The following is a 25,305-nucleotide window of genomic DNA, read 5'->3' as shown; positions in this document are numbered from 1 at the left end:
ATTTCAATAGAAAAGTATGAGTTAGTTTTGTCACATCCACATAAATATTGTTGACGTATAACGACCTAGATAAGCGGCGGCAGATTACCTTGACATCATCACTCTTTTAGAGACTCGCTGGCGCGAAAAATTATGGCTAATAAGCGGTAATTTTATCTGGAACGTCGAGCCTTTACCTTCATTGCTCATCACATGAATATGACCGCCGTGAGCCTGGACAATTTGTTGAACAATCGCCAATCCCAACCCAAAACCACCGCTTTCTCTAGCCCGTTCTGTGTCAACCCGGTAGAAGCGATCGAAAATGTAAGGTAAATCTGCCTCTGGAATTCCAATTCCAGTATCGATGACCTGAATTACTGCCCGATCTGGGTGAGGTTCTAAGCGTAACCAGATAGTTCCACCAGACTGAGTGTAATTGCAGGCGTTGTTGAGCAAGTTTTCAACAGCTTGCCGTAGCAAATCGGGGTCAGCCCATAACTTAATAGGTTGTTCTGGTAAATGCCCGATCAACTCGAGCGACGCTTTTGCAGCAACAGTAGTATAGTGAACGGCTAAATCCTCCAGCAAGTTATTAAGATTTACTTTTTTGAGAGATTCCGGAGTTAATTGTCCTTGATGGCGAGCCAACAGCAGTAGATTATTGACCAAGGTACTCATCGACTTCGTGCTATCAATAATGTTCTCTAGTATGGGATGAAGCTGAGGACGGTCTGTTGCCATTAGTAGCCCGACTTGGGCATTGGTCAAAATCGCAGAAAGGGGCGATCGCAATTCATGAGAAGCATCTGATGTAAAGCGTTGTAGTTGGTTATAGGCTGACTGAACAGGCTGCATAGCTATACCACCGAGTACCCAACCTGTAAGTCCAATTAACCCCAATGCTACAGGCACCGCTAGGGTCAACATTAACTGAAATTCTCTGAGATCGTTTTGAGTTTCTGTCAGCGGAATAGCAACTTGCAGATAGCCGATGACCGAATTTCCGCCTTGCACAGGTAGCGTAACTTGACGAAGCCAAATTGTCTCACCTGTTAATTGGTCAATGGACTTAATCGTGAGAAAGCCAGATGCTGTTTTTAATTGCTCTGGAGGTGGAGTACCAAAAAACCGTTTGAATTTGCGATTCGGGTCATACCAGCGAACATAAACCAGTTCAATATCAGCAGGATGAGAACCACTACCCAATAGCGGTATATTGCTCAGATCGACTTGTTTTCGTCCTTGATACAGTCGGTATTGCGAACTGGCTGCCATTAGCTCTGCTCTTTTATAAAGCAGTTGATCTAATGCTTTGAGCTTGTCTTTTACTTCAAGATTATAAATGACTCCCGCAAAGAGAATGAGAATGCACCCCATTGAAAGGGTAAACCAACGAGCTAAGTTACGACGACTGCGGTTAAACACAAGTAGAAGAAGAATTCACAAGCTAGAATTCAAAATGCAATCAAATCAAAGTAGCATTCTACTTGATTGTAGACTCTCAATTAAATCTCAAGTTGGTTCTGGAGGGTTGAGGCGATAGCCCATACCATAAACAGTTTCAATCCAATCTCCTGCTGCTAATGTTTGCAACCGTTGGCGAAGTTTACGAACTAGAACAGTAATTCCATTGCTTTCTGGCTCACTACCCCACTCCCATACGGCTTGCTCAATTTGGTTACGAGTGAGTACTTGCTTGGGATGACGCATGAAATACTCTAGTAACTGAAATTCTTGGCTGGAAAGAGAAACAGTTGCCCCAAGTCGCTCCAGAGTCAGTTTGTCGAGATGAAGTTCGAGGTCTGCCAAGCGGAGAGTGTCTCCTTGCCAGAGAGGCGATCGCCTCCTCAATGCCCGCACCCGCGCCATGAACTCTATAATATCAATTGGTTTGACTAGGTAGTCATCTGCTCCCGCATCTAATCCGATGACTTTATCAGGTGTGGTATCTTTTGCCGTGATCATTAGTACGGGAGCTGTTTTTCCCGCCGCCCGATACTGTTGACATAAACTTACACCACTAATTCGAGGTAACATCCAATCCAAAATTAGCAGGTCATATTCTTTTTCGGTCAAAAGCCATTGAGCCGTTTCACCATCCTTGACACCATCAACGCTGTGCCCAGCCTGTGAAAGAACCATTTGTAGCGGCATTAATTGCTTTGGATCGTCCTCTACCAGTAAGATTTTCATCACCTTTGTGCGGCTCGGGCTTATTTAGAATAATGCATTGAGGCAATCTCAACATCTTTCATCAGTCAGAATGAATGTGTAATAACTTGGCAAGATCGCAGGCAGGTGTAGTGTGCGGCATATTAGCAAACGTTGGCTGCAAGGACTGGGATTAGAATTTTGGTTGCCTCTACCAGTAGTAGCGATCGCATTTTGGTTTGGCTGTAGTTTTCTAGCTGCTGGGCAGTTAAGTCAATCCTACTCTACAGAGAAAAAACTTCAGTCAGATACTCAACTCGAAGCACGGCTATCAGTCAATGTGTTGCTGATTAACGCCACTGTTAACCGAACTCAGAAAATTACTCAGGTAGAAGTCGAAACAGCAGACCCCATCCTGAAGCGATTGGAATTAGAACTGCCAACAATAGAATTTAGCCAGATAGAAGTGACAATTGCCCAAGAACTAGGTCTACCCCGTGAGGATGTTAGGAAGTTAGTGCGCTATGAGATTGTGAATTGAGATTGATAAATGTGTTCTGCCTTTGTTTTCAATGTTTGGTTCATGGCTTCAAACCCTTGGCGAACATCAATATTTAATCGACGCGCCAGCAGAGGTACTAGTAAGCCGTGGAAAGATTCTTGCTGAATGAAGCGAACGAGATCGCTTGCTAACGTCTCAATGATAAAGCTGTGTTCGCCTGTCAATAGTCCTGGTATCAAAAAATGCCCTAACCAACGCAATTTGCGATTGGGTTCTACGGTAATCACAGTAGGTCGAAAGGTCATAATATTTTTACCTGGTGGCTGAAAGTAAACGGTTAGCTGTGCCCCTTCAATCAGCGAGCCATTAATTTGACGAATAAACAAATTCCAACGTGGAAAACTAGCAAAATCAGTCAGTAGGTTCCAGACTTGCTCATCGGATGCCTGAATTTCGATTTCAGTGTAGATTTTCATGGGTGTAAGTTGATAGGAAAACCAGAATTAAAGCGCAGTAGCAGATCAATCATCAACCGCGACTAAATTCTTCTTAAAGCTCATATGCAGCTCCAATTATCAATTACTTCATTCACAGGTGTTGTCTTCTAGCTTGAGGGACAAATGTGATTCAAAAGTGAATGTGAGTAGGATAAACGAGCTATTCACTTTTCGTTCACATTTATCAGCAATCCTGAAATAGAAGCATATAAACGAACTAACCTAACTGAGGCGTGAAACGAATACCTAATCTAATACGGCTCATGCTCATACTACAAAACTATAGCTTCCTAATATTTGGAGATAAATAAAGCTTCGTTTTCAACTTACTTATTTTTATAGGAGACGTTGTGATGAATTTCAGTGCAATTAAAAATGCAGTAGGCATCATTTCTACCCGTGAAGCTGCAACACAGGTGCTTGATGAACTCAGAGCAATTGACTTTCCTATGCAGAAAATTTCTGTGTTTACTTTAGACTCCGAACGCGAAAAGTTGCACAAGGATGCTAATGCGAATAAATATACTATGGCTCCAATTGAAGGTGCCAAAGCAGGTGCAATTACAGGAGGAACAGCTGGGGGATTCCTGGCACTCACAACCGGACTTGGCGTATTAATTATTCCCGGTTTTGGCCCGGCGTTAGCGGTTGAATCTGTGGTGGGTATGCTGCTGGCGGGTGGAGCAAGTGCGATGTTTGGCGGTGTTTATGGTGCTTTTCAAGGTTGGTTTGCTCCCCAAAGGCAAGCGAGATTCTGTGAGCCAACCACTCAAGAAGAATTTTTAGTAATGGTAGAGGGAACAGTAGATGAAATTTATCAGGCAGAATCGATTCTGCGTTACTGGGGTGTGCGAGAGTGGCGCGTTTATGAATCTAGCAAAAAATTCTCTTAATAACACCAATTTTAAAAAATAGAAATCCAGATTAAATCTGATGAGTCTTAATTACAAATTAATTTAACGGTTCTTTCAATTTGGAGATAGAGATGACAGCAAATACGATCGCTACAAATACTTTTCCTGAGACAACAAAAGATTTACTCAACTATGAATGGCATACTCTGGCGGAACAAGAGGTTGTGCAAACGTTAGGCAGCCATTCACAAGCAGGCTTGAGTCATGAAGAAGCCACCACCCGGCATCAACAGATGGGTGCAAATCAACTGACTAGTAAAGGTGTAAAAAGTCCTTGGCTACGATTTCTAGAGCAATTTAATCAACCACTACTATATATATTGCTGACGGCAGGAGTAGTGACGCTGCTGCTGCAAGATTGGATAGATGCGGGGGTAATTTTTGCTGTCACCCTGATTAATGTCATTATTGGCTACATTCAGGAATCGAAAGCAGAAGGTGCGATCGCTGCTTTATCCAAAGCTGTGACTACCGAAGCAACTGTGATTCGCGATGGTCAAAAAACTCGTCTGGCTTCGAGTGTACTTGTTGTTGGCGATTTGGTACTGCTAGCATCTGGGGATAAAGTACCTGCGGATCTGCGGCTATTAAGTGTGCGTGGATTGCAAGTTGACGAGTCTGCTTTAACAGGCGAATCCATTCCAGTGGAGAAAGCAACTCCATCGCTAGCTGTCGAAACCCCATTAGCCGAACGCAGCAATATGGCTTATGCAGGAAGTTTCGTCACTTTTGGACAGGCAGAAGGAATTGTAGTAGCGATCGCAGATGCCACTGAAACTGGTCGCATCTCGCAGTTACTTGAAAGCAGCACAAATCTCAAAACACCGCTAACGCGAAATATCGATAAGTTTAGCAAAACCTTGTTGTATGTCATCTTAAGTTTGGCTGCCCTGACATTTGCAGTCGGATTAGGACAGGGCGAATCTTGGATTGATGTTTTCAAAGCAACTGTGGCTCTGGTAGTCAGCGCAATTCCGGAAGGATTACCTGCAATTGTCACAGTCACGTTGGCGATAGGGGTTTCCCGGATGGCACGACGTAACGCGATTATTCGCAAGTTACCCGCCGTGGAAACATTGGGAAGTACCACCGTTATCTGCTCTGACAAAACTGGCACGTTGACCGAAAATCAGATGACGGTTCAGAAGATTTATGCAGGTGGGCAACACTATACTGTCAGCGGTGTTGGTTATGCCCCAGACGGTGAAATCCTGATGAATCAGCAACCGATTGATTTTAATGCAGATGGACATATTGCTCTTTGGGAATCCTTGGAAGCAGGATTACTGTGCAATGATTCGCACATCGAATGGCGAGACGGACAGTGGAACTTAGTCGGAACCCCAACCGAAGGAGCATTGATTACGGCTGCTAATAAAGCCGGATTGACACAAGAGAATCTAGAGCAAGAATTACCCAGAATAGATACCATTCCCTTTGAGTCCGAATTTCAATACATGGCGACTTTACATGAATTAGATGCAAAGCGAAGGCTGAATGCGATCTATCTCAAAGGTTCTGTAGAGGCAATTCTCCAACGATGCGATTACATACTTGATGCTCAAGGACAAAAAGCAAAGCTTAATCCTGCCGCAGTGGAACAGGAAGTTGCTCTGATGGCAAAGCAAGGTTTACGAGTGCTAGCTTTTGCGAGAAAAGAAGTTGCTGCTAAACGATCCTTGGATCGCCACGATCTCGCTCAAGAACTGGTATTTTTAGGACTTCAAGGCATTATCGATCCGCCCCGTTCTGAAGCGATCGCCGCAGTCAATGCCTGTCAATCTGCTGGTATTCAAGTGAAGATGATTACTGGAGATCACGCGCTAACCGCAGCTGCGATCGCCCGCCAAATGGGAATTTGCTCGACTGAAGCACAAGTCTTCACCGGACAGCAATTAACTCAGATGGATGAAAAAGAATTCGCCCAAGCAGCCGAACAAGGTATGGTATTTGCGCGAGTTGCTCCAGAACAAAAGTTGCGTTTGGTGAAAGCCTTGCAACTCAAGGGCGAAATTGTTGCCATGACTGGAGATGGTGTCAATGATGCTCCCGCCCTCAAGCAGGCAGACATTGGTGTAGCGATGGGTATAGCAGGCGCAGAGGTTGCCAAAGAATCTGCGGATATGCTTCTAACTGATGATAACTTCGCCTCAATTGAAGCTGCTGTGGAGGAAGGGCGCGGAGTTTACGGCAACTTGCGAAAAGCGATCGCCTTCTTGCTGCCGATCAACGTTGGAGAATCGATGACGATTTTAATTGCCATTCTCCTGGCAACTGTGCTTCCCATCTTACCAATCCAAATTCTCTGGCTGAACATGGTTAGCTCAGTAGGGTTGATTGCTCCTTTAGCCTTTGAGCCAAAATCTGGACAACTGATGCAGCAACCACCACGCAACCCTAGAGAAAAGCTGTTATCAGGTAGTTTACTCAAGCGCATCTTAGCGATTTCTGTCTTCAATTGGGTAGTAATTTTTGGAGTGTTTCAATGGATACTTCAAACTACAGGCAATGAAGCCTTAGCTCGCACGATGGCGATTAATGGGTTGGTGGCAGCAGAAGTCTTTTACCTGTTAAGCATTACCCAGTTTTTACCATCTCTGGTTGCCAGAATCCAGGGTAAACGCACACGCGTAGCATATCCACCGGCGATCGGAATTGTGGTTGTAGTGATTTTACAATGTCTGTTCAGCCAGTGGAGCATCATGAATCAGTTTTTTAACACAACACCTTTGACATTGACCCAAGCTCTCATTTGCATGGGTATAGGTTTGCCAGTAGTGTTCATAGCTCTCATCTTGCAGCATTTCGATCCGCTCAACTAGTCGAATTGGGGTGTACCCTTTAAAAGCAAAAAGCAGTCAAAAAATCTGAAAAAGTTAGACTTCTTGACTGCTATTTCTATCGTATCCGCTATTTTACAGGCTGGTATACATCAGATATTCAACATTTGCTACGTTATTGTCAAACCATCTCTGATGAAGTCTGCACTACTGGTTGCGGCTGAGGCTGGAACATGAACAAGGAGTAAACTACATCTCGGCGGATGTTGACCATCATATCCAAGAAAAGTTCGTAACCTTCGCTCTTGTACTCAATCAGCGGGTCTTTTTGACCGTAACCACGCAATCCTACAGATTCACGCAAGGCATCCATTTGTTGCAGGTGTTCTCGCCACAGAGTGTCAATGCGTTGCAAGATAAAGAAGCGTTCGGCTTGCCGCATTAATCCAGGCTGAATTTGATCGATCTGGGCTTCTTTGATGTCATAGGCAATTCTTACCTGTTCATGCAGGAAGGCTTTAATCTCGGCTACTGCCATATCTTCTAACTGATTTGCCTGCATGTCTCCCAACAGATAGACAAATTCTTTGACTTTATCCACCAACTTTTCTAGTTCCCACTCTTCTGAGGGTAAGTCTACGTTGATGTAGTAGTCAACGATCTCATCCATCGTTTTTTCGGCGTAGGTAATCACCTGTTCTTTCAAGTCTTGACCTTCTAGCACCCGGCGGCGTTCGGCATAGATAGCGCGACGCTGATTGTTCATCACTTCGTCGTACTCAAACACCTGCTTACGAATGTCGTAGTAGTAGGTTTCAACTTTTTTCTGTGCACCTTCCAAACTGCGGGTAAGCATCCCCGATTCGATAGGCATATCTTCTTCAACGTTGAAGGCATTCATTAACCCAGCAACGCGATCGCCACCAAAAATCCGCAACAAGTTATCCTCTAAACTTAGGAAGAATCTCGTTGAACCAGGGTCGCCTTGGCGTCCAGCTCGTCCGCGTAATTGGTTGTCAATCCGTCGCGATTCATGGCGTTCTGTACCAATAACGTGCAAACCGCCTAATTCTACTACTTCTTCATGTTCGCGGGTGGTGAATTGTTCGTATTCCTGCTTGATCTGATTGTAAGCTGCCCGTAATCTTTGGATTACAGGGTCATCAATGGGGGCTTTTTCGGCTGCTACAGCGATTTTTTCTTCTGCTTCTAATTCTGGTAAGCTGCGATCGCCATACTCACGCACCGCCAATTCCACTGCTTCCTTCAATTGTTGCTCTGTCTGTTTGCTCAACTGAGTAGGGAAAATTTCTGGCGAAGCTTTCCAAGTTTTCACTTTTTTGCCTGGGACAAAGCCTTGACCACCACTACTTCCAGTTGGCAGGCCAGCAGCTCTTTGGATACCAAAAGTGTCTTCATCTTCTGGCTGGACAATCCGAGGCATAAAATATTCCCGCAATTTCAGGCGAGCCATATATTCGGAGTTACCACCGAGGATGATATCAGTACCTCTACCAGCCATATTTGTGGCAATAGTTACAGCACCTCTACGTCCAGCCTGAGCGACAATCTCTGCCTCACGTTCCACGTTTTCTGGTCGGGCGTTGAGTAACTCGTGGGGAATTTCCATTTCCTTGAGCAGCTCGCTCAAATACTCAGATTTTTCCACACTTGTGGTGCCCACCAGTACAGGTCTGCCCAGTTCATGCATTTCTCCACATTCGCGCGCGATCGCCTTCCATTTGCCTGGTTCTGTCTTAAACACCATGTCAGACAGGTCTTGGCGTCTTCTGATTCGGTTGGTGGGAATTATCGTGACTTCAAGTTTGTAAATTTTTTCAAACTCTGCTTCTTCTGTTTTTGCTGTTCCCGTCATTCCACCTAGTTTTGGATAGAGCAAGAACAGGTTTTGATAAGTAATCGTCGCGAGAGTTTGAGTTTCTGGCTGAATTTCTACGTGTTCTTTAGCTTCAATTGCCTGATGTAGCCCATCACTCCAACGTCTTCCTGGAAGTACCCGACCTGTAAATTCATCTACGATCACCACTTCTCCGTTGCGGACGATATAGTTTACATCCTTGAGGAAGAGTTCTTTAGCTTTAATCGCATTGAATACAAAATGCGCCCAAGGATCTTCTGGGTCAAATAAATCTGTTACACCTAAAAGTTCTTCCGCTTCTGCAAAGCCTTCATCTGTTAGCAGCACGTTACGAGCTTTTTCATCTACCTCGTAATGCTCATCTTTTTTCAAAGTGAAGGCGATTTCGGCAGCTTGTAGATATTTTTCTGTCGGTCTTTCTACCTGTCCCGAAATAATTAGTGGTGTCCGCGCCTCATCAATTAAAATCGAGTCTACCTCGTCAATAACACAGTAATTGAATGGGCGTTGCACCACATCTGCCATTGACGTGGCCATATTATCCCGCAGGTAATCAAAACCTACTTCGCTGTTAGTAACATAAGTAATATCACAGTCGTAATTTTTCTGGCGTTCACTGGGAATCATGCTCGCCTGAATTAGCCCCACGCTCAAACCCAAGAAACGATGCACTTGTCCCATCCATTCCGCGTCCCGACGAGCCAAGTAATCGTTCACGGTAACAACGTGTACACCTTTACCAGTCAAGGCATTTAGATAACTCGGCAATGTCGCAACTAGGGTTTTACCTTCCCCTGTCTTCATTTCAGCGATTTGCCCCTTGTGCAGAATAATACCACCCAACATCTGTACATCAAAGTGCCGCAAGCCTAAGACTCGCCTTCCTGCTTCCCGAACTACCGCAAAAGCTTCTGGCAGGATATCATCTAAGGTTTCGCCTTTGGCAAGCCGCTGTTTAAATTCTCCTGTTTTGCCTTTTAACTCCTCATCAGAAAGAGCTTTGATTTCTTCCTCTAAGAGATTAATTTCCGTAATGTAAGGTTGGTATTTTTTAAGTTTACGAGCGTTGGGATCGCCCAACAAGTTCTTTAGCATGGCAGGTTATGGCACTAAATAAAGGGGGATGGGAATTAAAGTTTCGGCATAGATTATAAAAATTTAACCCAACCCAGCCTTCTTGGTTGTTGATGGGTATGAAATGAGAATTAACTCACAAACAGCAAAAAGGCTGGCCAATCACTTTACTAAATGATTGGTTTTATTTCATATCTTATGTTTGGACTTTATTAATAGTATCATTTCACCCCCAGATGAGGCAGAGAACGCCGACCATGCTCAAGTAGCGATTTCCCCATACGGGGATTTGTTATTTTTCCCCCTTGTCCGCCTCATCCCTTCACGGCGAGTTCTCCAATTCTGGAGTCAAGCGACGAAAATTGTAGTCACTTGCACTGGGATGGCAGCTAACACAACTATTCATCTGAACAGGGCGTGGTAGCTTAATTTTTGGATGCAAAGCTTTGAAATAACGCGAGTTGTTGATGCGATAGGGTATTTCTTCGTCTTTTCGTTGGGAACGGGAGAAAGTTTGGATATACTTCCAAACTAAGATGCGCGGTGGATCTACTAGAGGCTGTAGCTGTGCGCCGTAGTGCTGCGAGTCTTCCAAAAGATTTTTCCAGGTTTGGGTGGGTAAAACTGCTGGTGGTAAAGCTATATGACAAGTTGAGCAGTTTTCCAAATATAATTCCTGCCCCAGTTTATATTGGGCAGGCACTACATCGACTGTACCAATTTCCAAGTTAGGGGTAGCGCCTTGGGCGTTGCTAGCTAGGGCTAAAAGCCAACCCATAGCCAGACTCCACACTAAAATTATCAACAGTAAACCAAAAGGTTGGCGTTTGAATCGGCGTTCGGCGTCTCGCCGTAGCGCTTCGCGATCGCTTTTAGGCCGAGATCTACGCTTCACAAGATTTGACATTCCTCACATTCCCAAATTATTAAATCAAGCACTGACATCAGGGACATTGAATTATCACTATTTATTGTGCGACGCGCAAATTTTTGCAGATGTTCTCATGATTGAGCAATCTGAATTACTGCTATTAGAGGAATTGCGGTGCAACATCATCTTAAATCCCTCACCCTGTTTACTTTAATATTTTCTTTAATTTGCCCTATAGCATTAGCAGCTAACAACCGCCTAGCACTTAAGGATACTTTACCTCAATTGACAACGTCCCAAAACCGTCAAGCTGAATCAATTGCAGCATACGAGCGATCAGCAAGATTCTTTGAAATCTGAATTTAACTAGAGAATACAAAACTTAGAAAAAATTTGCGCGATCGCCTGACAAAGACAGAGCTAAACTTGACACTCAAAACCTTTGAAGTGTTGGCAATAAAATTGTCGAATTCCAAGAAGGTATAGTATTAATTAATGTTTTGATAGTTAAAGATAAAACTTGGTTGTTGTAATCTTAAAAGTGTATAAATTTCTGTAAATGAAACAAAAATTAGTATTTGTACCAGCAAGTACCAAGAGCACCTACAACGCCTAAAAGGAATCTCACTGACTACACACATCCATATTATCGAGCACCGTTGATTTTGATTGGCAATGGGTTGTAATTTAACTTAAATCAAAATCTTTTTGTAATGAGGACTCTAGCCCTCATTACAAACTTAGGGAATGGGAACCGATCGCAATAATCGTTCAACAACACTTCTAGCACTACGGCCTCCCCTAGGGATGAGGCGATGACAAAGAACGTGAGGAACGAGAAATTTCACGTCATCGGGAATGGCGTAATCGCGCCCTAAAATAAAGGCTAGTGCTTGGGTAGCTTTTTGTAAGGATACTGTACCGCGAGGACTGACACCAAGAGAAATTTCCTCATCCTGTCTTGTGGCCCGTACCAATTCCAAAATGTACTTTTGTAAAGAAGTTTCTACTCTTACTTGAGAGCAGAGTTGACGCAATTGAGCTACTTCTGCCAAAGTAATGCAAGAGCGTAAATCATCAATCTTGATATTATCCGCGAGATTTTGCAGCATTTGAAGTTCTTCTGTCTCTGAAGGATAGCCCAAACTCAAGGACAGCATAAACCGATCCATCTGCGCTTCTGGTAGAGGAAAAGTGCCTTGATACTCAATTGGGTTCTGGGTAGCAATCACAAAGAAAGGCGTGGGAACAGCACGAGAAACGCCATCAACTGTTACCTGATGTTCTTCCATCACTTCTAGCAAAGCTGACTGAGTACGGGGTGTAGCGCGATTGATTTCGTCAGCTAGCAGCACATTGGCAAATATTGGACCAGGGAGAAAGCTAAATTCGCCGCTTTTTGGGCTCCAAATGTTAGTACCAGTAATATCAGTAGGTAGTAAGTCAGGGGTACATTGTAGCCGTTGGAACTTACCATCAACTGAACGAGCCAAGGATTTAGCTAAGAGGGTTTTACCCACACCAGGAACATCTTCTAGTAAAGCATGACCACCGCCTAAAAGAGCGACTAGCACCAAACGTATTGAGTCGGTTTTACCAACGATGGTACGAGACAGGTTTTGTGTTAGAGCGTCAATTTTTTCTCTCATGCACCGTGGGATTGGGGAATTGGGGAATTGGGCATCGGAAACAATTTTGGATTTGCGATTTTGAATTCGATTTCAATCTAAAATCCAAAATCTGTCTTGAAAAGTTTGCTCAAGTCGGGAAACCCGCCCACGCAACTTTTCGCAAAATCTAAAATTCCTTGTCCCTAGTCCCCTTTAGTGTTCCCAATCACTGCTCAGAACTCATCACTCAGAAAGCAAAACTTCTTTAGCGACAGTGCAATCAAGTTGAATTTGCGTTTTCAGAGCCTCTAGAGAAGAAAATTTTTGTTCGGGTCGTAAAAATTGTACTATCTGCACAGCCAGCTTTTTGCCATACAAATTTCCAGACCAATCGAACAAATGAACTTCCACAGATGTATCAGTACCATCGACTGTGGGACGGTTACCGATATTCATCACTCCCAATAGGGGGTGAGCAACATCTGGTGTTTCATCGATAATAAAAACACGGACAGCATAAACACCTAAGCGCGGCAAAAACTTATCTTTTGGTAGTTGGAGGTTCGCTGTAGGAAAGCCAATAGTTCTGCCAAGTTGCTTACCTTGAATCACAACACCAAAGAGAGTGTAAGGGCTTCCTAGGAGGAGATTTGCGCTTTTGATATCCCCATTCTCTAGTGTTTGGCGAATCAGTGAAGTGCTAATTGGTGGCTCTTGAGTTGGCGGAATGCTGAGACAATTACTGTCTGTTGGCAAGTTATCATTACCTGTATAGGTTTCTAAGGCAACAATTGTTACAGGAATGTGATACTTTGCGGCAAGTAATTGTAAATCTTTTGCTGTACCAGTGCGCTGTTTGCCAAAACAAAAATCTTGCCCAACACTAAGTTGCTGACATCGTAGTTGCTGCACGAGAATCTTTTCAACGAAGTCTTCTGGTGATAAAGCAGATAATTCCTTATCAAAGGGCAATAATACCAGCTGTTCTATCCCCAGCGATCGCAATTTTTCGACTTTTTCATCTAGTGGAGTTAACAAAGCACGGGGTTGTCCCGAAAAAAACTCCTGTGGATGGGGATGAAAAGTGACAACAGTTGAGTATGTATGCTCGTGTGTTGATGCTGTGGGGTTTCTTTGTTGGCTTGTTGCAGTAGTAGAGTCAGAGGGTGAGAGTTTTAGCAAATTTCTCTCATCTGCAACCAACTTTTGCTCGCCCAAAGTAGTCTCTGGGACTTGTCTTTTTGTCTGCTGCAAAACTGGTTGAATTACTCTTTGATGACCAAGATGCACACCATCAAATTTGCCAAGAGCAACAGCAGTTGGCGTTAGCAGCCCTTCTGTCGAAGAAGCAACCCACACAGAACACCCATTTTGAGACAAATTTAGCACGTGGATTCTGGGATTTTAGGTTTATTTAGCAATCAGCCACAAGCTACCTTATGGGTAATCGCTTAGAGGAGGACACGCCTGACGAACTGGCTACGACTTCACTTGATTGTGAAGCTGGAGCCTTTTCGGCTCTAACCCTGACATTTTGTGCCATCAGCCGAGGTGTTTACACTACCCCTATGGCTAATAGCCAAAGCATACCCCACAGGAAGTCGCAAGCAAGGGCGTCTTGTGCCATCGCTTGACCGCTCGTTGCTGAGTCCAGAGAACCCCACACCAAAGCCAAAAAGGCGGCTATTTTACCCCCAAGGGCACAATAGAGGTAGTCTCCAGGCATTTACCTTACCCTGGCGAACCCGCAAAGCGTGTCCTCCAGTTTTCGCAGTTTACCCCAAAGGTAACCTCTCCCGCTGAGAACTTCTGATCATCAATCTAATCTAAAATCTACCATCGCTTCGACTGCAACGTTTACACTGAAAAGTTGCTCACAGGACAAGATTCTGAAAAAGAAACAGAAACAGGAATATTGAGCACCATTCCTTCCCTAGCCATAATTGCATTCGGAAATTGCTCAACTACTTGTTTACCTACACCATCTAAAAAATCATCATTGTGTGCAGGATCATGGTGAAAAATTACCAGAGTTTTGACTTTAGCGGCTATAGCTACCTTAACAGCTTCTTGCCAAGTAGAATGTCCCCAACCAATTCTGGGCGAAGTTGGAGAATGATACTCGTCATCAGTATAGGTAGAATCATAGATCAGGATGTCAGCATTACGAGCTAGCCAGAGGACATTTTCATCCAAGCGATCGGGAAAATGTTCTGTATCGGTAATATAAGCAGCAGCGCCATCACGCCAATTAATTCGATATCCTACAGCTTCACCTGGATGGTTGAGTGGTGCTGTTTCTACAGTAATGTCATTGATATGTATTGGTTGCCCTGCGGTAATGTCACAAAAATTCAAATTTGCCTGCATAATTTGCAAAGGCACGGGAAAATTTGGGTGAAGCATTTGGTCATTGAGACGCTGTTCGATTGTGGAACCATCAGGAGCAATTGCGCCGTAGATCTTAAAATTGTTCCCCTTGATAAACCCTGGAGCAAAGAATGGAAATCCTTGCATGTGGTCCCAGTGGGAGTGGGTGAAGAATATATGACCTTCTATCGGCATTTGGTGCAATAAAGATTGCCCCAAAACATGTAGCCCGGTTCCACCATCGAAAATTAAGCGTTTACCCCCTACTTGCATTGCAATGCAAGGGGTATTACCGCCATAACGCACGGTGTGTGGCCCTGGACTGGGGATGCTGCCGCGAACGCCCCAAAATTGCACGGTAAATTGGTTATCTAACCTAGACATGGGTGTTGCTTGCTGGACTGAGCGGGCGATCAATAAAACAAATTGTTACTTATTTTTATTCAGTTTATGCGGTCTTACCATTTTGGTAGAGGAGAATTTCTTGGTAAAACAGCATACCCTTTTTAAGGCTAGTTTTGTAAACCTGAGTGAGATATTACTAAGCACAAGCCTTAAGTTGTTTGGGCTTAAGTTTAGCAGTGGGATCAAGAGCGTTTCTACTTTATAGCCTAAATTTAGCGATCATGTATTTAACTACCTCCAGAGTTTCAAAGTTTTCTTTAAATAACAAAGTTTTCACGGAAATTTAAATTCCCACTCTGACAATTGGGTAATTCCAGTTGCGTAGGTGAGATTGTATTGTAATGGCGTTATACTAATGTAGTTTTTACGGATAACATGCACGTCTATAGGTATGTTTTGAGGTAAATTTAAGCCTTCTGGCGCTTCTACATCCTCTAAAACTTCACCAGTTAACCAGTAGTAGGTTTTACCACGAGGATCAACTCGCTTGTCAAAAACATCAACGTAGCGTCGCACTCCCTGACGAGTGATTGTAACTCCAGCAATTTCTTCCCACTGTACTGGGGGAATATTAACATTGAGCAACATCAACTCTGGCAGGGGTTTTACCGCCAGTTGTGCTACTAAAATTTGGGCAAAGCGAGCAGCAGCTTGAAAGTCTTTAGATGTATGACTGGCAAGACTTAAGGCGACGCTGGGAAGACCTTCAATTATACCTTCCATAGCAGCAGACACAGTTCCGGAATAAAGAATTTCAGTTCCCAAATTGGCACCTTGATTGATGCCAGAGAGCACCAAGTCGGGGGGTGACTCTAATAAAGCCCAAAGTGCCAATTTCACACAGTCAGAGGGAGTGCCATCGCAAGCCCAAGCTTTGACTGCGGGATGAAAAATAGACTCCACAATTTCCGCGCGAATTGGTTGGTGTAAGGTTAATCCATGTCCAGTCGCCGATCGCTCTCGATCTGGGCAAACTACAGTCACATCATGACCTGCCTCTGCCAAGCTGTTGGCCAAGGTACGAATACCCAAGGCAGAAACTCCGTCATCATTGCTAATGAGTAATTTCATCGTTATTGGTTATTAGTCATGGGTCATTAGTCATTAGTGATTTGTTATCACTCATTTGTCAATGTCAGGTGTCACAAGCCTAAGCAAAAAAAACAATCCTCACACACCTAATCACCTCTAAACTGGTAAACAGAGGTTTGGTTTTGACCCTTGCCTTTGACCTGTTAAGGTCATATTACTAAGGTCACTGGTAATTTGTTCTCAATTGTGGGACTAATGACCAATGTCGAATGACTCATGATTAATAACTAATGACTAGCAATTTAGAGGCTCAACTTTTAGCACTACGGCAGGAAGGAGAAAAAGCGATCGCAGCCGCTGATACCTTAGAACGCCTGGAAGAACTCAGAGTCAATTATCTGGGTAAGAAGGGGCAACTTGGGGCACTGTTGCGAAGTATGGGGCAAATGAGTGCAGAGGAACGCCCAAAAATTGGGGCGATCGCCAATACGGTTAAAGAATCCTTACAAAATAGTTTAGACAAGCAACGCACTGCCCTAGAAGCGGCTCAAATTCAAGCCCAGTTAGAGGCTGAAACTCTGGATGTGACCATGCCGGGAATTTACAGCCCCCAAGGTCGTATCCACCCTCTAAATGGCATCATCGACCGGGCGCTAGATATATTTGTTGGTATGGGCTACACCGTAGCTCAAGGGCCAGAGATGGAAACAGATTATTACAATTTTGAGGCGCTGAATACCCCGCCTGACCACCCGGCCCGTGATATGCAAGATACCTTCTACCTACCAGATGGCAATCTCCTGCGTACTCATACCTCTTCAGTGCAAATCCGTTACATGGAAACTGAAGAACCACCGATCCGGGTAGTTGCACCAGGGCGAGTTTATCGTCGAGATAACGTAGATGCCACTCATTCGGCTGTTTTCCATCAAATAGAGCTTTTAGCCATTGATGAGGGACTGACATTTACAGACCTCAAGGGTGCGATTAAGATATTTTTGCAAGCGATGTTTGGCGATTTGCCAATTCGCTTCCGTGCTAGTTATTTTCCATTTACAGAACCCTCTGCTGAAGTCGATTTGCAATGGAATGGTCGCTGGCTAGAAGTTATGGGTTGCGGTATGGTCGATCCAAATGTGCTCAAATCTGTCGGTTATGACCCAGAAGTTTATACTGGGTTTGCTGCTGGTTTTGGTGTCGAACGCTTTGCGATGGTTTTACATCAAATTGATGATATTCGTCGCTTGTACGCCAGCGATTTGCGGTTTTTACGGCAATTTTAGGCAAAAGTCAATAGTCAATAGTCCAGAGTGATTGTTGACTTTTGACTTTGGAAAAGTGAAAAAATTTATACAAATTAACGAACCACAGAGACGGGGAGAACACTGAGGGAAGATAAATAGAGACTAGTATTTACAAAGGACAAATGACTAATGACAACAGCGATCACAATGTCCACAACGCCAGTTAGCAGCTTTTTCGTCAAAACCAAAGGCGTTTAATAAAAACTGCCAGCGACACTGCTTGGTATGCAAATACTGATTCATTTGCTTGGCAGCTTGTAGTTGGGTTGCAGATTGCTTGTCCACATCTTGTTTGATGATGTAATGGAAAGGATCAAGCCAGTTTAACTGACCGCTGCTGTGGAGTAAAGAAAGTGTCATTGTAGCTTCGGGAAATTGTCGTGCTACTGTATTCACTTCTCCCTGTTTCGGTAGTTTTTTTACCAATTGTTGCGCTGTTTGCTGCTGCGATCGCATTTGTTCTTCAAAAAACTGCTGTCTTTGCTTATCCTCTGAATCTAACCACCCTGTAGGTTCACTTACCAAAGTCAGCGCTTCGGCTGGTTTACCGTCTCTGCCAGCACGTCCAATTTCTTGCACATATTCCGAAAGCAGTAGCGGCGCGTGAAAGTGAATTACCCAACGCACATCTGGTTTATTTATTCCCATACCAAATGCACAGGTACAAACCACAAATGGCATCTTGCTACTTAACCAGCTTGCTTCCACAGCACGGCGTTCTTCAGCACTTAATCCTGCATGATAACTAGCTGTGGCATAACCCATCTCTGCTAACCATGCTGCTAACTTCTCACTATCTCGTCTGGTACGCACATAAACTAATCCAGCTTGTTGCGGTCTATTTTGAATAAATTTGACCAATTTTTGCTTTCTACCCCTTGGAGTCCAAGCTATGCAGACGTTGAGATGCAGATTTGGACGGTAGGGATTGAGGCGATAAATATCTGGTTGTTGCAATTGTAAAACTGTAGAAATGATTTTTTGAGCTAAAGGGTCAGCAGTCGCTGTAAAGGCTGCAAGGCTAATTTTTGTTCCAGGTGGTTTTGATTTAAGTAATGCCGATCGCACTGTCCCTAATCTGCGGTAAGCTGGTCGAAATGTCTCTCCCCACTGCACTAAACAATGAGCTTCATCCAAAATGATGCCGTTAATCTGCAATTGCGGTTGACACAATCTCTCCCAAACTGGAGTACTCAGTAAAGTTTCTGGTGATAAATACAGTAATCTGAGTTTTTGCCTATCCAACGCTTGCAGCGTCAAGCGACGTTGGGGTGAAGGTAGTTCGCTATGTAATAGTGCTGCACTCAGGTTTAACTGACGTAGTTCTTGAACTTGGTTTTCCATCAGTGCCACTAATGGGGAAACTACCAAAGTTAATCCTGTTTGTAAAAGTGCGGGAAGTTGAAAACAAATCGACTTGCCCCCACCTGTTGGCATAATAATCAGTGCATCTTTTTGCGCCAATAAACTGCTAATAATCTCTCCCTGTGGCGAACGAAAATCGTCGTAACCCCAAATTTTTTTAAAGGTAGCAAGAACTAAATTCCAAGATGTTGTTATTGGTTGATTCATAATTAATAGTAGATGTACCCATATCTTTGCTGAATATAGCCTCTCTCATTCAGATAACGTGTCAGTAATTTCATCATCTTATGCTGCAAACATTTCAAGTCCGTTTTGAATGCCTAGCACATGGTTGGATATCTGTTAAAGTTTTAAACCTCGTCCATTTTGAAACCTGGAGTAGTGCGGGACGCAAAGCCCACTACGAAGAGCAGGGAGCAAGATGCTCCCACTACTTTTAAAAATATGGTTATCAAAATAGATGTGGTTTAAGTCAAGAACAGCAACTATCATTCATTGCTTCTTATACACCTGACAATTCATTTATTGAACTCATAGATGCAGTGCTAATTTTTGTGAAGAGAAGCGATCGCACAGTTGTCAGATGGAATACTGAACCAATTAAATATGACTTTCACTTTTATAATAATGATCGGCAGGCAATGTTAGATATTGTAAAGCTTACAGATTGCCGGACTAATAGTTTAACAAATAAACTAGTTTTTAGAATAAATAGCTCACCTATGGATTATATCGACGTTACGGTTTGAAAAATTTGACAGAACCAGAAAAAATGATAATGCGTTTACATCCCAATGGTTATGAAAATTAAGGTTTATTCTTGCTAAAAGAGGTTTCAAGCTTCAGTATGTGTATAATTCCTCAAAAAAAAATCCTTGCAGATCTCCACAGGCGGTGAATCTGCAAGGGTTACAGGCTTAAATGTATTTAGACTTTCTGCGGAGTTCCTTTCTCGGTCTTCTCTTTTGATTGCAAAGATGCGTACAGCCGATTCAGTGCATTAACGTAGGCTTGAGCTGATGCAACGATGATATCTGTGTTGGCTGCGTGACCAGAAAAGATGCGCGATTCATGTCTTAATCGGATAGTCACTTCCCCAATCGCATCAATACCTGCTGTTACTGACTGTACAGAGAACTCAATTAGCTGGTTGGGTACGTTTACTACCCGGTTGATTGCTTTGTAAACAGCATCTACAGGCCCAGTACCAATTGCTGCATCGGTTAATTCTTCACCTTCTGGAGTGCGCAGAGTGACTGTGGCGGTAGGCTTAGCATTGCTACCACAGGAAACTTGCACCAATTCTACCCTAAACAAATCTGGTGCTTGTTGGATTTCATCATTGACAATCGCTTCTAAATCCCAATCAGAGATTTCTTTCTTTTTATCAGCGACTTCTTTGAATCGGATAAACGCTTTATTTAATTCGGTTTCTGATAGTTCAAAGCCCAATTCTTTCAAGCGGGTGCGGAAGGCATTTCTGCCAGAATGTTTGCCCAAAACTATTTGATTGTCTGTCAAGCCAATCAATTGGGCATCCATAATTTCATAGGTGAGCTTGTTTTTTAATACACCATCTTGATGAATGCCAGATTCGTGAGCAAAGGCATTTGCCCCGACAATTGCTTTATTGGGCTGCACTAGCATCCCTGTTAAATTGGAAACCAGGCGTGAGGCTCTGTAAATCTCCCGAGTGTCGATATTTGTGAGTGGTTCTTCCGAATCTGCTGGGCGTCCTAAGAAGGGATTGAAATATTGCCGTCGGACATGCAAAGCCATAACTAATTCTTCTAAGGCTGCATTTCCTGCACGTTCGCCAATCCCATTAATAGTGCATTCTAATTGTCTAGCACCATTCTTAACGGCTTCTAAGAAGTTAGCAACAGCTAAACCCAAGTCATTATGTCCGTGAACGGAAATAATTGCTTTGTCAATATTGGGGACGTTTGCTTTTATCCCCTTAATTATTGCCCCAAATTCGCTGGGGGTTGTATAGCCAACAGTATCGGGAATATTAACTGTTGTAGCGCCAGCTGCGATCGCTCGCTCTAATACTTGATACAAAAATTCCGGATCGGAGCGTCCTGCATCTTCGGGAGAAAATTCTACATCATCAGTGAAAGTTTTAGCATAAGCAACCATTTCTTCGGCGATCGCTAAAACTTCTGATTTTGTCTTTTTCAGCTTGTACTCAAGGTGAATATTAGATGTGGCAATAAAGGTATGAATTCTGCCTTTAGCAGCTGGTTTAATCGCTTCTGCTGCTGTTTTGATATCATCTTGCCTTGCTCTTGCCAAACTACAAATCACAGGGCCATTTTCTGTGCCAACAATTTGGGCAATTTTGCTGACTGCTTCAAAATCTCCAGGACTGGCAAAGGCGAACCCGGCCTCAATTACATCTACGCCCAGACGCGCCAGCTGCTTAGCGATAACTAGCTTTTCGTCTATGTTTAGGGTTGCTCCTGGACACTGCTCTCCATCTCGTAATGTAGTATCAAAAATTATGATTCGTTCTGGTTGGGTGATCATTTTTTGTTATTTAGTTTAGGGTGGACTTTTCGCTATAAATAACTAGGATTTTAATTTTTTTATTTTTACATTTGTAAATAATTGTTAAATATATTAACCTTCAGTTTTTTCTATTCTGTCTCTAATATCATTCAAATCTATATATCTATCAGTAGCATTACGTAATTCTCTAGCTATCATTCCCTCTGTCGAAACTACTGTAATATGTGTATTTTTTGAGCGTAATAATTCAATTGCTCTCTCAAAATCTCCGTCACCACTGAATAAAACTACTCTATCGTACTGATCTACTGTATTAAACATATCTACAACAATTTCAATATCTAAATTAGCTTTTTGCGAGTACCGCCCGGATGAATCATCATAATATTCTTTAAGAATTTTCGTTCGGACTGTATATCCTAAACTAATTAGAGCATCTCTGAAACCTCGTTGATCCTGTGGGTCTTTTAAGCCAGTGTACCAGAATGCATTAATTAATGTTGTTTCTGATTGTTCGTTTTTAAAGTATTCTAATACTCGCCGTGGGTCGAAAAACCAGCCATTTTTTTGTTGAGCATAGAACATATTGTTTCCGTCTACAAAAATAGACAGACGATTCATTGGAGAACCCATAGAAAATTACACCTAATAATAGAAAAGAATTTTAGATTGAACAATAGATTATAGCAATTATCAAACGCTCAATTTGCTAATATCTATAAAGTATAACTTCATGTATAGCTTTTATCTTAACCTCTTTTAATTCATAAAAATGGTGGAAACATTAGAGCAGATCCTGGACGCTGAAACTTTTTCATTCCAGACGCTGCAAGACTTACCCTGTGATCAAAATCTACCAATAAAATTGACTTGGTAACAGCATTCTTAACTGTATAACAGTCAAGTTTACTCCTAAAGAGGTATGGTAGATGTTCCAAGGTAGAATGTAGGCTAATGCCCATCTCTAAGTTTTGCCATCAACAACAGCACACACTTTTTGGAAAAGATCGCCGTTGCCGCAGTGGCAGAAGTTGTTCAAGAGAAACTTCTAGTAAATGCTCTACTAGGGGCATAGCTGTTGAGTTGGATAGCTCCTTACATCAACGCAAATGCACAAACAAAGCATCTCTGGTTGAGGTCTGTAGAACAATCACAGATTGCACCTCTTAGCAGAGAATCATGTCGGCAGTGTTGAGATGGGGAGACTCCTGCACAGAGGCGATAACAATGCAAATTTGTAGAGGAATAATGGATAGTTTACAAATGTATAAGTTTTTCATTTAAGTCTTATTTCAATGTGGTTGCACTAAAACAGGGTCTGAATAAATAAATAAAAGTGTTGTACCTAAATTAATCAATAACACGATATGGCAGAAGAACCTACATCTAGCCTAACTAAAAAATATGTCTCTACTGCCAATAGACGGTCAGGCAAACCGACAAAAGCAACTTCGACCACAACATCAACCTACCATTCCCATCTGATGACTTGGTTTGGTCATCTGCTGGCTGGTGCTTCAGCAATCGGAGCAGCAGTGCTGAGTACTTCTGGGATAGGCATGGTGCAATTGATGGAAAGTCAGGCGGTTTCCACTTTTTTTCAACTGCGCGGTTTAGTTGCGCCTCCAGAAGACATCGTGATTTTAGCAATTGATAATCAGTCTATATCAGTCCCTGAACAGTACTATAAAACAAATCCACAACAGTATGCTTACCTGGAACCACTGAAATCTTTTCCATTTAAACGTGCTGGATACGCCCAAGTAATAGAAAAATTGATGCAGGCTGGTGTCAAAGCTGTTGGATTAGATGTAGTTTTTGATACGCCAAGTAGTTATGGGGTTGCAGACGATCGCCAACTCCAAGCAGTCTTGCAAAAATACGGCAGTAAAGTTACCTTAGCAGCGCTATATGAAAATTCTGAGTCACATCAAGGAACTTGGAATCAACTAACGCAACCTCAGCCAATGTTTCGTGTAGGGGCTGTATCTATAGGCACAGTTAATTTCCCTCTAGAGGTAGATGGCAAGATTCATCGATTAGCGAGTGAGTTTAATAAGTCATTAGATCAACAAGATCTCTTAATAGATAAGGTGCCGTCTTTTGACGAAGCAGTGTTAAGGGCAGCTAAAATTAATTATTCTCGACCAAGAGGCGATCGCATTAATTTTTGGGGACCAGCCGGGACATTTGAGGCAATTCCCTTTTGGTACGTACTCGACCCACAAAACTGGAAAAACTATTTGCAGCAGGGAAAGGTTTTCAAAAATAAAATCGTGGTGATTGGAGCCACAGCACAGTTAGGCAATGATTATCATCCAGTAGTGGCTGGCAACAATGGGGTGTATCCTCAACGCATGTCAGGAGTAGAAATTCATGCCAACGCGATCGCAACTTTAATGAACAATAAAGCGATCGCGCCAGGAATTGTCAGTCTACCCATGCGAGGTTTATTTGTGCTAGCTATAGTCACAGGAGCAGTCTTCCTCTGTACTAGAAGCAAGCGAGGCATAAATCGATTTATAAACAGCATTTTCCTAGCCAGTATTTGGGGAGGGATGAGCTATGTATTATTTGTACATGAGCAGTTAATTTTCCCCACAACTATACCAATGGTAGCGATCGCCTTAAGTGGATTGTCTTACCTAGGAACTGAAGTGGCCAGAGAAAGCATTAAAAAACGCCAATTAGTAGATATCTTTCAGAAATATAAATCTTCTCCAGTTGTCCAAGAAATTATCAGTCAACAAGGTGACTTACAAGATCTACTTCAGCAACGTGATTTAGCCGTCGCTGGGAAAATACTTGGTGGACGCTACAAAATTGTTAAAGTTCTCGGTTCTGGCGGATTTAGCGAAACCTATATTGCAGAAGATATTCAACGTCCAGGAAACCCTCGATGTGTAGTTAAACAGCTAAAACCCGCCAACACCAAATCGACGACATTACAACTTGCTAGACGTTTATTTAACTCTGAAGCGGAAACATTGGAAAGATTGGGAAAACATCCTCAAATTCCTCAGTTATTGGCTTATTTTGAACAAGACGAAGAATTTTATTTAGTTCAAGAATATATAGTTGGTCATCCTCTCAGTCAGGAATTGCCACCAGGACAACCCCTTCTAGAAACCACAACTATCGAGATTTTACGAGATTTATTGCAAACATTGGCATTTGTGCATCAAAACAATGTGATTCACCGCGATATTAAACCAAGCAATATTATCCGGAGACATTCAGACTGGAAGCTAGTATTGATTGACTTTGGTGCTGTAAAACAAGTCACTGCGCCGCAAATGGAAAATCAAGAACAAACTCCATTTACCATTGGGATTGGCACTAAGGGTTATGCACCCAACGAGCAATGTTTTGGCCGCCCCCAATACAGTAGCGACATCTATGCAGTCGGTATGATTGGGATCAAAGCTTTGAGTGGTATCGCACCCCATGAGTTCGATAGAGATGCTGATGGAGAGTTGCAATGGAGAGATAAGGTAATGGTCAGCCAACCCTTGGCAGAGATTCTCAGTAAAATGGTTTTGGAAGACTACAAGCAGCGCTATCAATCTGCAATAGAGGCTCTAGTGGCGTTTGATCAGTTGGTAAGATATTCAGATATAAACTCTGCAAACGAAAACGGCTCATCAATGAAAACTGCACCTTCAGATGATCCTGATGCTCCTACCACACCTTGGGAAGAACGATCTTAACAGAAGTTCATACTTAGTCTTTATAAACTATGTAGATCGCAGCGCATTGGTTTCAACTTAACGTAAACCCTTTGTAAAGTCGTGATCTTGAGTTCACTTAATTACCAATCAGCCCCTCGTTATCCCACCCCTGTTTTGTCTGACGACAAAACTTCGGAGGAGCAGAGTAAGGGGAGGGGTGAAACACTTGCGCCATAAAGGTTTGAGCTTAAGTTGACATGTATGAACGCATTAGCTCCCTAAGGAATTGCTGACGCTCGTCGCTACCGCTGCGCTAACACCGCTTTGCGTCTACGCACTTTCAGGCAAAGCCTGTATAGATTAGACGTTTATCTATATATATTC

At 43.0% G+C, this 25,305-nt stretch carries 20 protein-coding genes; 8 read left to right on the top strand and 12 right to left on the bottom strand.

Features of this window, described 5'->3' with window-relative positions; translation table 11 throughout:
• Positions 1–84: 84 nt before the first annotated feature.
• The gene (locus tag BV375_RS10390; RefSeq protein ID WP_086760090.1) at positions 85–1,407 is read right to left on the bottom strand and encodes a HAMP domain-containing sensor histidine kinase; all 1,323 of its coding nucleotides are present in this window, start codon (positions 1,405–1,407) and stop codon (positions 85–87) included.
• A gap of 87 nt (positions 1,408–1,494) precedes the next feature.
• On the bottom strand, positions 1,495–2,175 hold the full coding sequence (gene rppA, locus BV375_RS10385; RefSeq protein WP_086760088.1) for a two-component system response regulator RppA: 681 nt from the start codon (positions 2,173–2,175) through the stop codon (positions 1,495–1,497).
• A gap of 112 nt (positions 2,176–2,287) precedes the next feature.
• On the opposite strand from rppA, the gene BV375_RS10380 reads away from it, so the two are divergent.
• Positions 2,288–2,674: a hypothetical protein gene (locus BV375_RS10380; RefSeq protein ID WP_086760086.1), complete on the top strand. Its 387-nt coding sequence runs from the start codon at positions 2,288–2,290 to the stop codon at positions 2,672–2,674.
• On the opposite strand, the gene BV375_RS10375 is transcribed toward BV375_RS10380, so the two are convergent.
• Entirely contained in the window at positions 2,656–3,111 is a 456-nt protein-coding gene (locus BV375_RS10375) for an SRPBCC domain-containing protein (RefSeq protein WP_086760084.1), read from the bottom strand. The two genes, BV375_RS10380 and BV375_RS10375, sit on opposite strands and share 19 nt — an antisense overlap.
• 374 nt (positions 3,112–3,485) lie before the next feature.
• Here BV375_RS10375 and BV375_RS10370 point away from each other — a divergent pair, with 374 nt between their 5' ends.
• Together BV375_RS10370 and BV375_RS10365 are read left to right on the top strand one after the other, a co-directional pair.
• Positions 3,486–4,025, top strand: a complete 540-nt coding sequence (locus BV375_RS10370) for a hypothetical protein (RefSeq protein WP_086760082.1) — start codon at positions 3,486–3,488, stop codon at positions 4,023–4,025.
• Positions 4,026–4,117: 92 nt separating this feature from the next.
• A complete protein-coding gene (locus BV375_RS10365; RefSeq protein WP_086760080.1) occupies positions 4,118–6,868 on the top strand; it encodes an HAD-IC family P-type ATPase in 2,751 nt (916 codons plus the stop codon).
• Between the two features lie 139 nt (positions 6,869–7,007).
• Here the strand turns inward: BV375_RS10365 and secA are convergent, their stop codons facing one another.
• A complete protein-coding gene (gene secA / locus BV375_RS10360) occupies positions 7,008–9,800 on the bottom strand; it encodes a preprotein translocase subunit SecA (RefSeq protein ID WP_086760078.1) in 2,793 nt (930 codons plus the stop codon).
• Between the two features lie 301 nt (positions 9,801–10,101).
• Positions 10,102–10,686: a cytochrome C gene (locus tag BV375_RS10355; protein WP_086760076.1), complete on the bottom strand. Its 585-nt coding sequence runs from the start codon at positions 10,684–10,686 to the stop codon at positions 10,102–10,104.
• A gap of 138 nt (positions 10,687–10,824) precedes the next feature.
• On the opposite strand from BV375_RS10355, the gene BV375_RS35910 reads away from it, so the two are divergent.
• Entirely contained in the window at positions 10,825–11,010 is a 186-nt protein-coding gene (locus BV375_RS35910) for a hypothetical protein (RefSeq protein ID WP_143842050.1), read from the top strand.
• Positions 11,011–11,390: 380 nt separating this feature from the next.
• Here the strand turns inward: BV375_RS35910 and BV375_RS10350 are convergent, their stop codons facing one another.
• Together BV375_RS10350 and BV375_RS10345 are read right to left on the bottom strand one after the other, a co-directional pair.
• A complete protein-coding gene (locus BV375_RS10350) occupies positions 11,391–12,299 on the bottom strand; it encodes a MoxR family ATPase (protein WP_086760074.1) in 909 nt (302 codons plus the stop codon).
• Positions 12,300–12,503: 204 nt separating this feature from the next.
• Entirely contained in the window at positions 12,504–13,649 is a 1,146-nt protein-coding gene (locus tag BV375_RS10345; protein ID WP_086760072.1) for a bifunctional riboflavin kinase/FAD synthetase, read from the bottom strand.
• Positions 13,650–13,796: 147 nt separating this feature from the next.
• On the opposite strand from BV375_RS10345, the gene BV375_RS35905 reads away from it, so the two are divergent.
• Positions 13,797–14,063 carry a hypothetical protein gene (locus BV375_RS35905; RefSeq protein ID WP_143842048.1) on the top strand — a complete coding sequence of 89 codons (267 nt, stop codon included), beginning with the start codon at positions 13,797–13,799 and terminating at the stop codon, positions 14,061–14,063.
• A gap of 54 nt (positions 14,064–14,117) precedes the next feature.
• On the opposite strand, the gene BV375_RS10340 is transcribed toward BV375_RS35905, so the two are convergent.
• Together BV375_RS10340 and surE are read right to left on the bottom strand one after the other, a co-directional pair.
• Positions 14,118–15,014, bottom strand: coding sequence for an MBL fold metallo-hydrolase (locus tag BV375_RS10340; protein ID WP_086760070.1), 897 nt, complete (start codon positions 15,012–15,014; stop codon positions 14,118–14,120).
• Between the two features lie 294 nt (positions 15,015–15,308).
• The gene (gene surE / locus BV375_RS10330) at positions 15,309–16,106 is read right to left on the bottom strand and encodes a 5'/3'-nucleotidase SurE (protein WP_086760066.1); all 798 of its coding nucleotides are present in this window, start codon (positions 16,104–16,106) and stop codon (positions 15,309–15,311) included.
• 251 nt (positions 16,107–16,357) lie between these two features.
• On the opposite strand from surE, the gene pheS reads away from it, so the two are divergent.
• Entirely contained in the window at positions 16,358–17,350 is a 993-nt protein-coding gene (gene pheS / locus BV375_RS10325) for a phenylalanine--tRNA ligase subunit alpha (RefSeq protein WP_086760064.1), read from the top strand.
• A gap of 147 nt (positions 17,351–17,497) precedes the next feature.
• Here pheS and BV375_RS10320 read toward each other — a convergent pair whose 3' ends face one another.
• Positions 17,498–18,943, bottom strand: coding sequence for an ATP-dependent DNA helicase RecQ (locus BV375_RS10320; protein WP_086760062.1), 1,446 nt, complete (start codon positions 18,941–18,943; stop codon positions 17,498–17,500).
• Positions 18,944–19,023: 80 nt separating this feature from the next.
• Between BV375_RS10320 and BV375_RS36770 the strand changes: the two genes are divergently transcribed.
• On the top strand, positions 19,024–19,176 hold the full coding sequence (locus tag BV375_RS36770; RefSeq protein WP_166507422.1) for a hypothetical protein: 153 nt from the start codon (positions 19,024–19,026) through the stop codon (positions 19,174–19,176).
• Positions 19,177–19,663: 487 nt separating this feature from the next.
• Here the strand turns inward: BV375_RS36770 and BV375_RS10315 are convergent, their stop codons facing one another.
• Both BV375_RS10315 and BV375_RS10310 read right to left on the bottom strand, forming a co-directional pair.
• Positions 19,664–21,268 carry a 2-isopropylmalate synthase gene (locus BV375_RS10315; protein ID WP_086760060.1) on the bottom strand — a complete coding sequence of 535 codons (1,605 nt, stop codon included), beginning with the start codon at positions 21,266–21,268 and terminating at the stop codon, positions 19,664–19,666.
• 93 nt (positions 21,269–21,361) lie between these two features.
• Positions 21,362–21,883, bottom strand: a complete 522-nt coding sequence (locus BV375_RS10310; protein WP_086686744.1) for an NYN domain-containing protein — start codon at positions 21,881–21,883, stop codon at positions 21,362–21,364.
• A gap of 734 nt (positions 21,884–22,617) precedes the next feature.
• On the opposite strand from BV375_RS10310, the gene BV375_RS10305 reads away from it, so the two are divergent.
• Positions 22,618–24,960, top strand: coding sequence for a serine/threonine-protein kinase (locus BV375_RS10305; RefSeq protein ID WP_086760058.1), 2,343 nt, complete (start codon positions 22,618–22,620; stop codon positions 24,958–24,960).
• Positions 24,961–25,305 lie beyond the last annotated feature (345 nt).

The organism is Nostoc sp. 106C (genome assembly GCF_002154725.1).
GTDB lineage: Bacteria > Cyanobacteriota > Cyanobacteriia > Cyanobacteriales > Nostocaceae > Aulosira.
The sequence above is the reverse complement of the archived record's forward strand: the minus strand, read 5'-3'. Positions and strand labels throughout refer to the sequence as shown.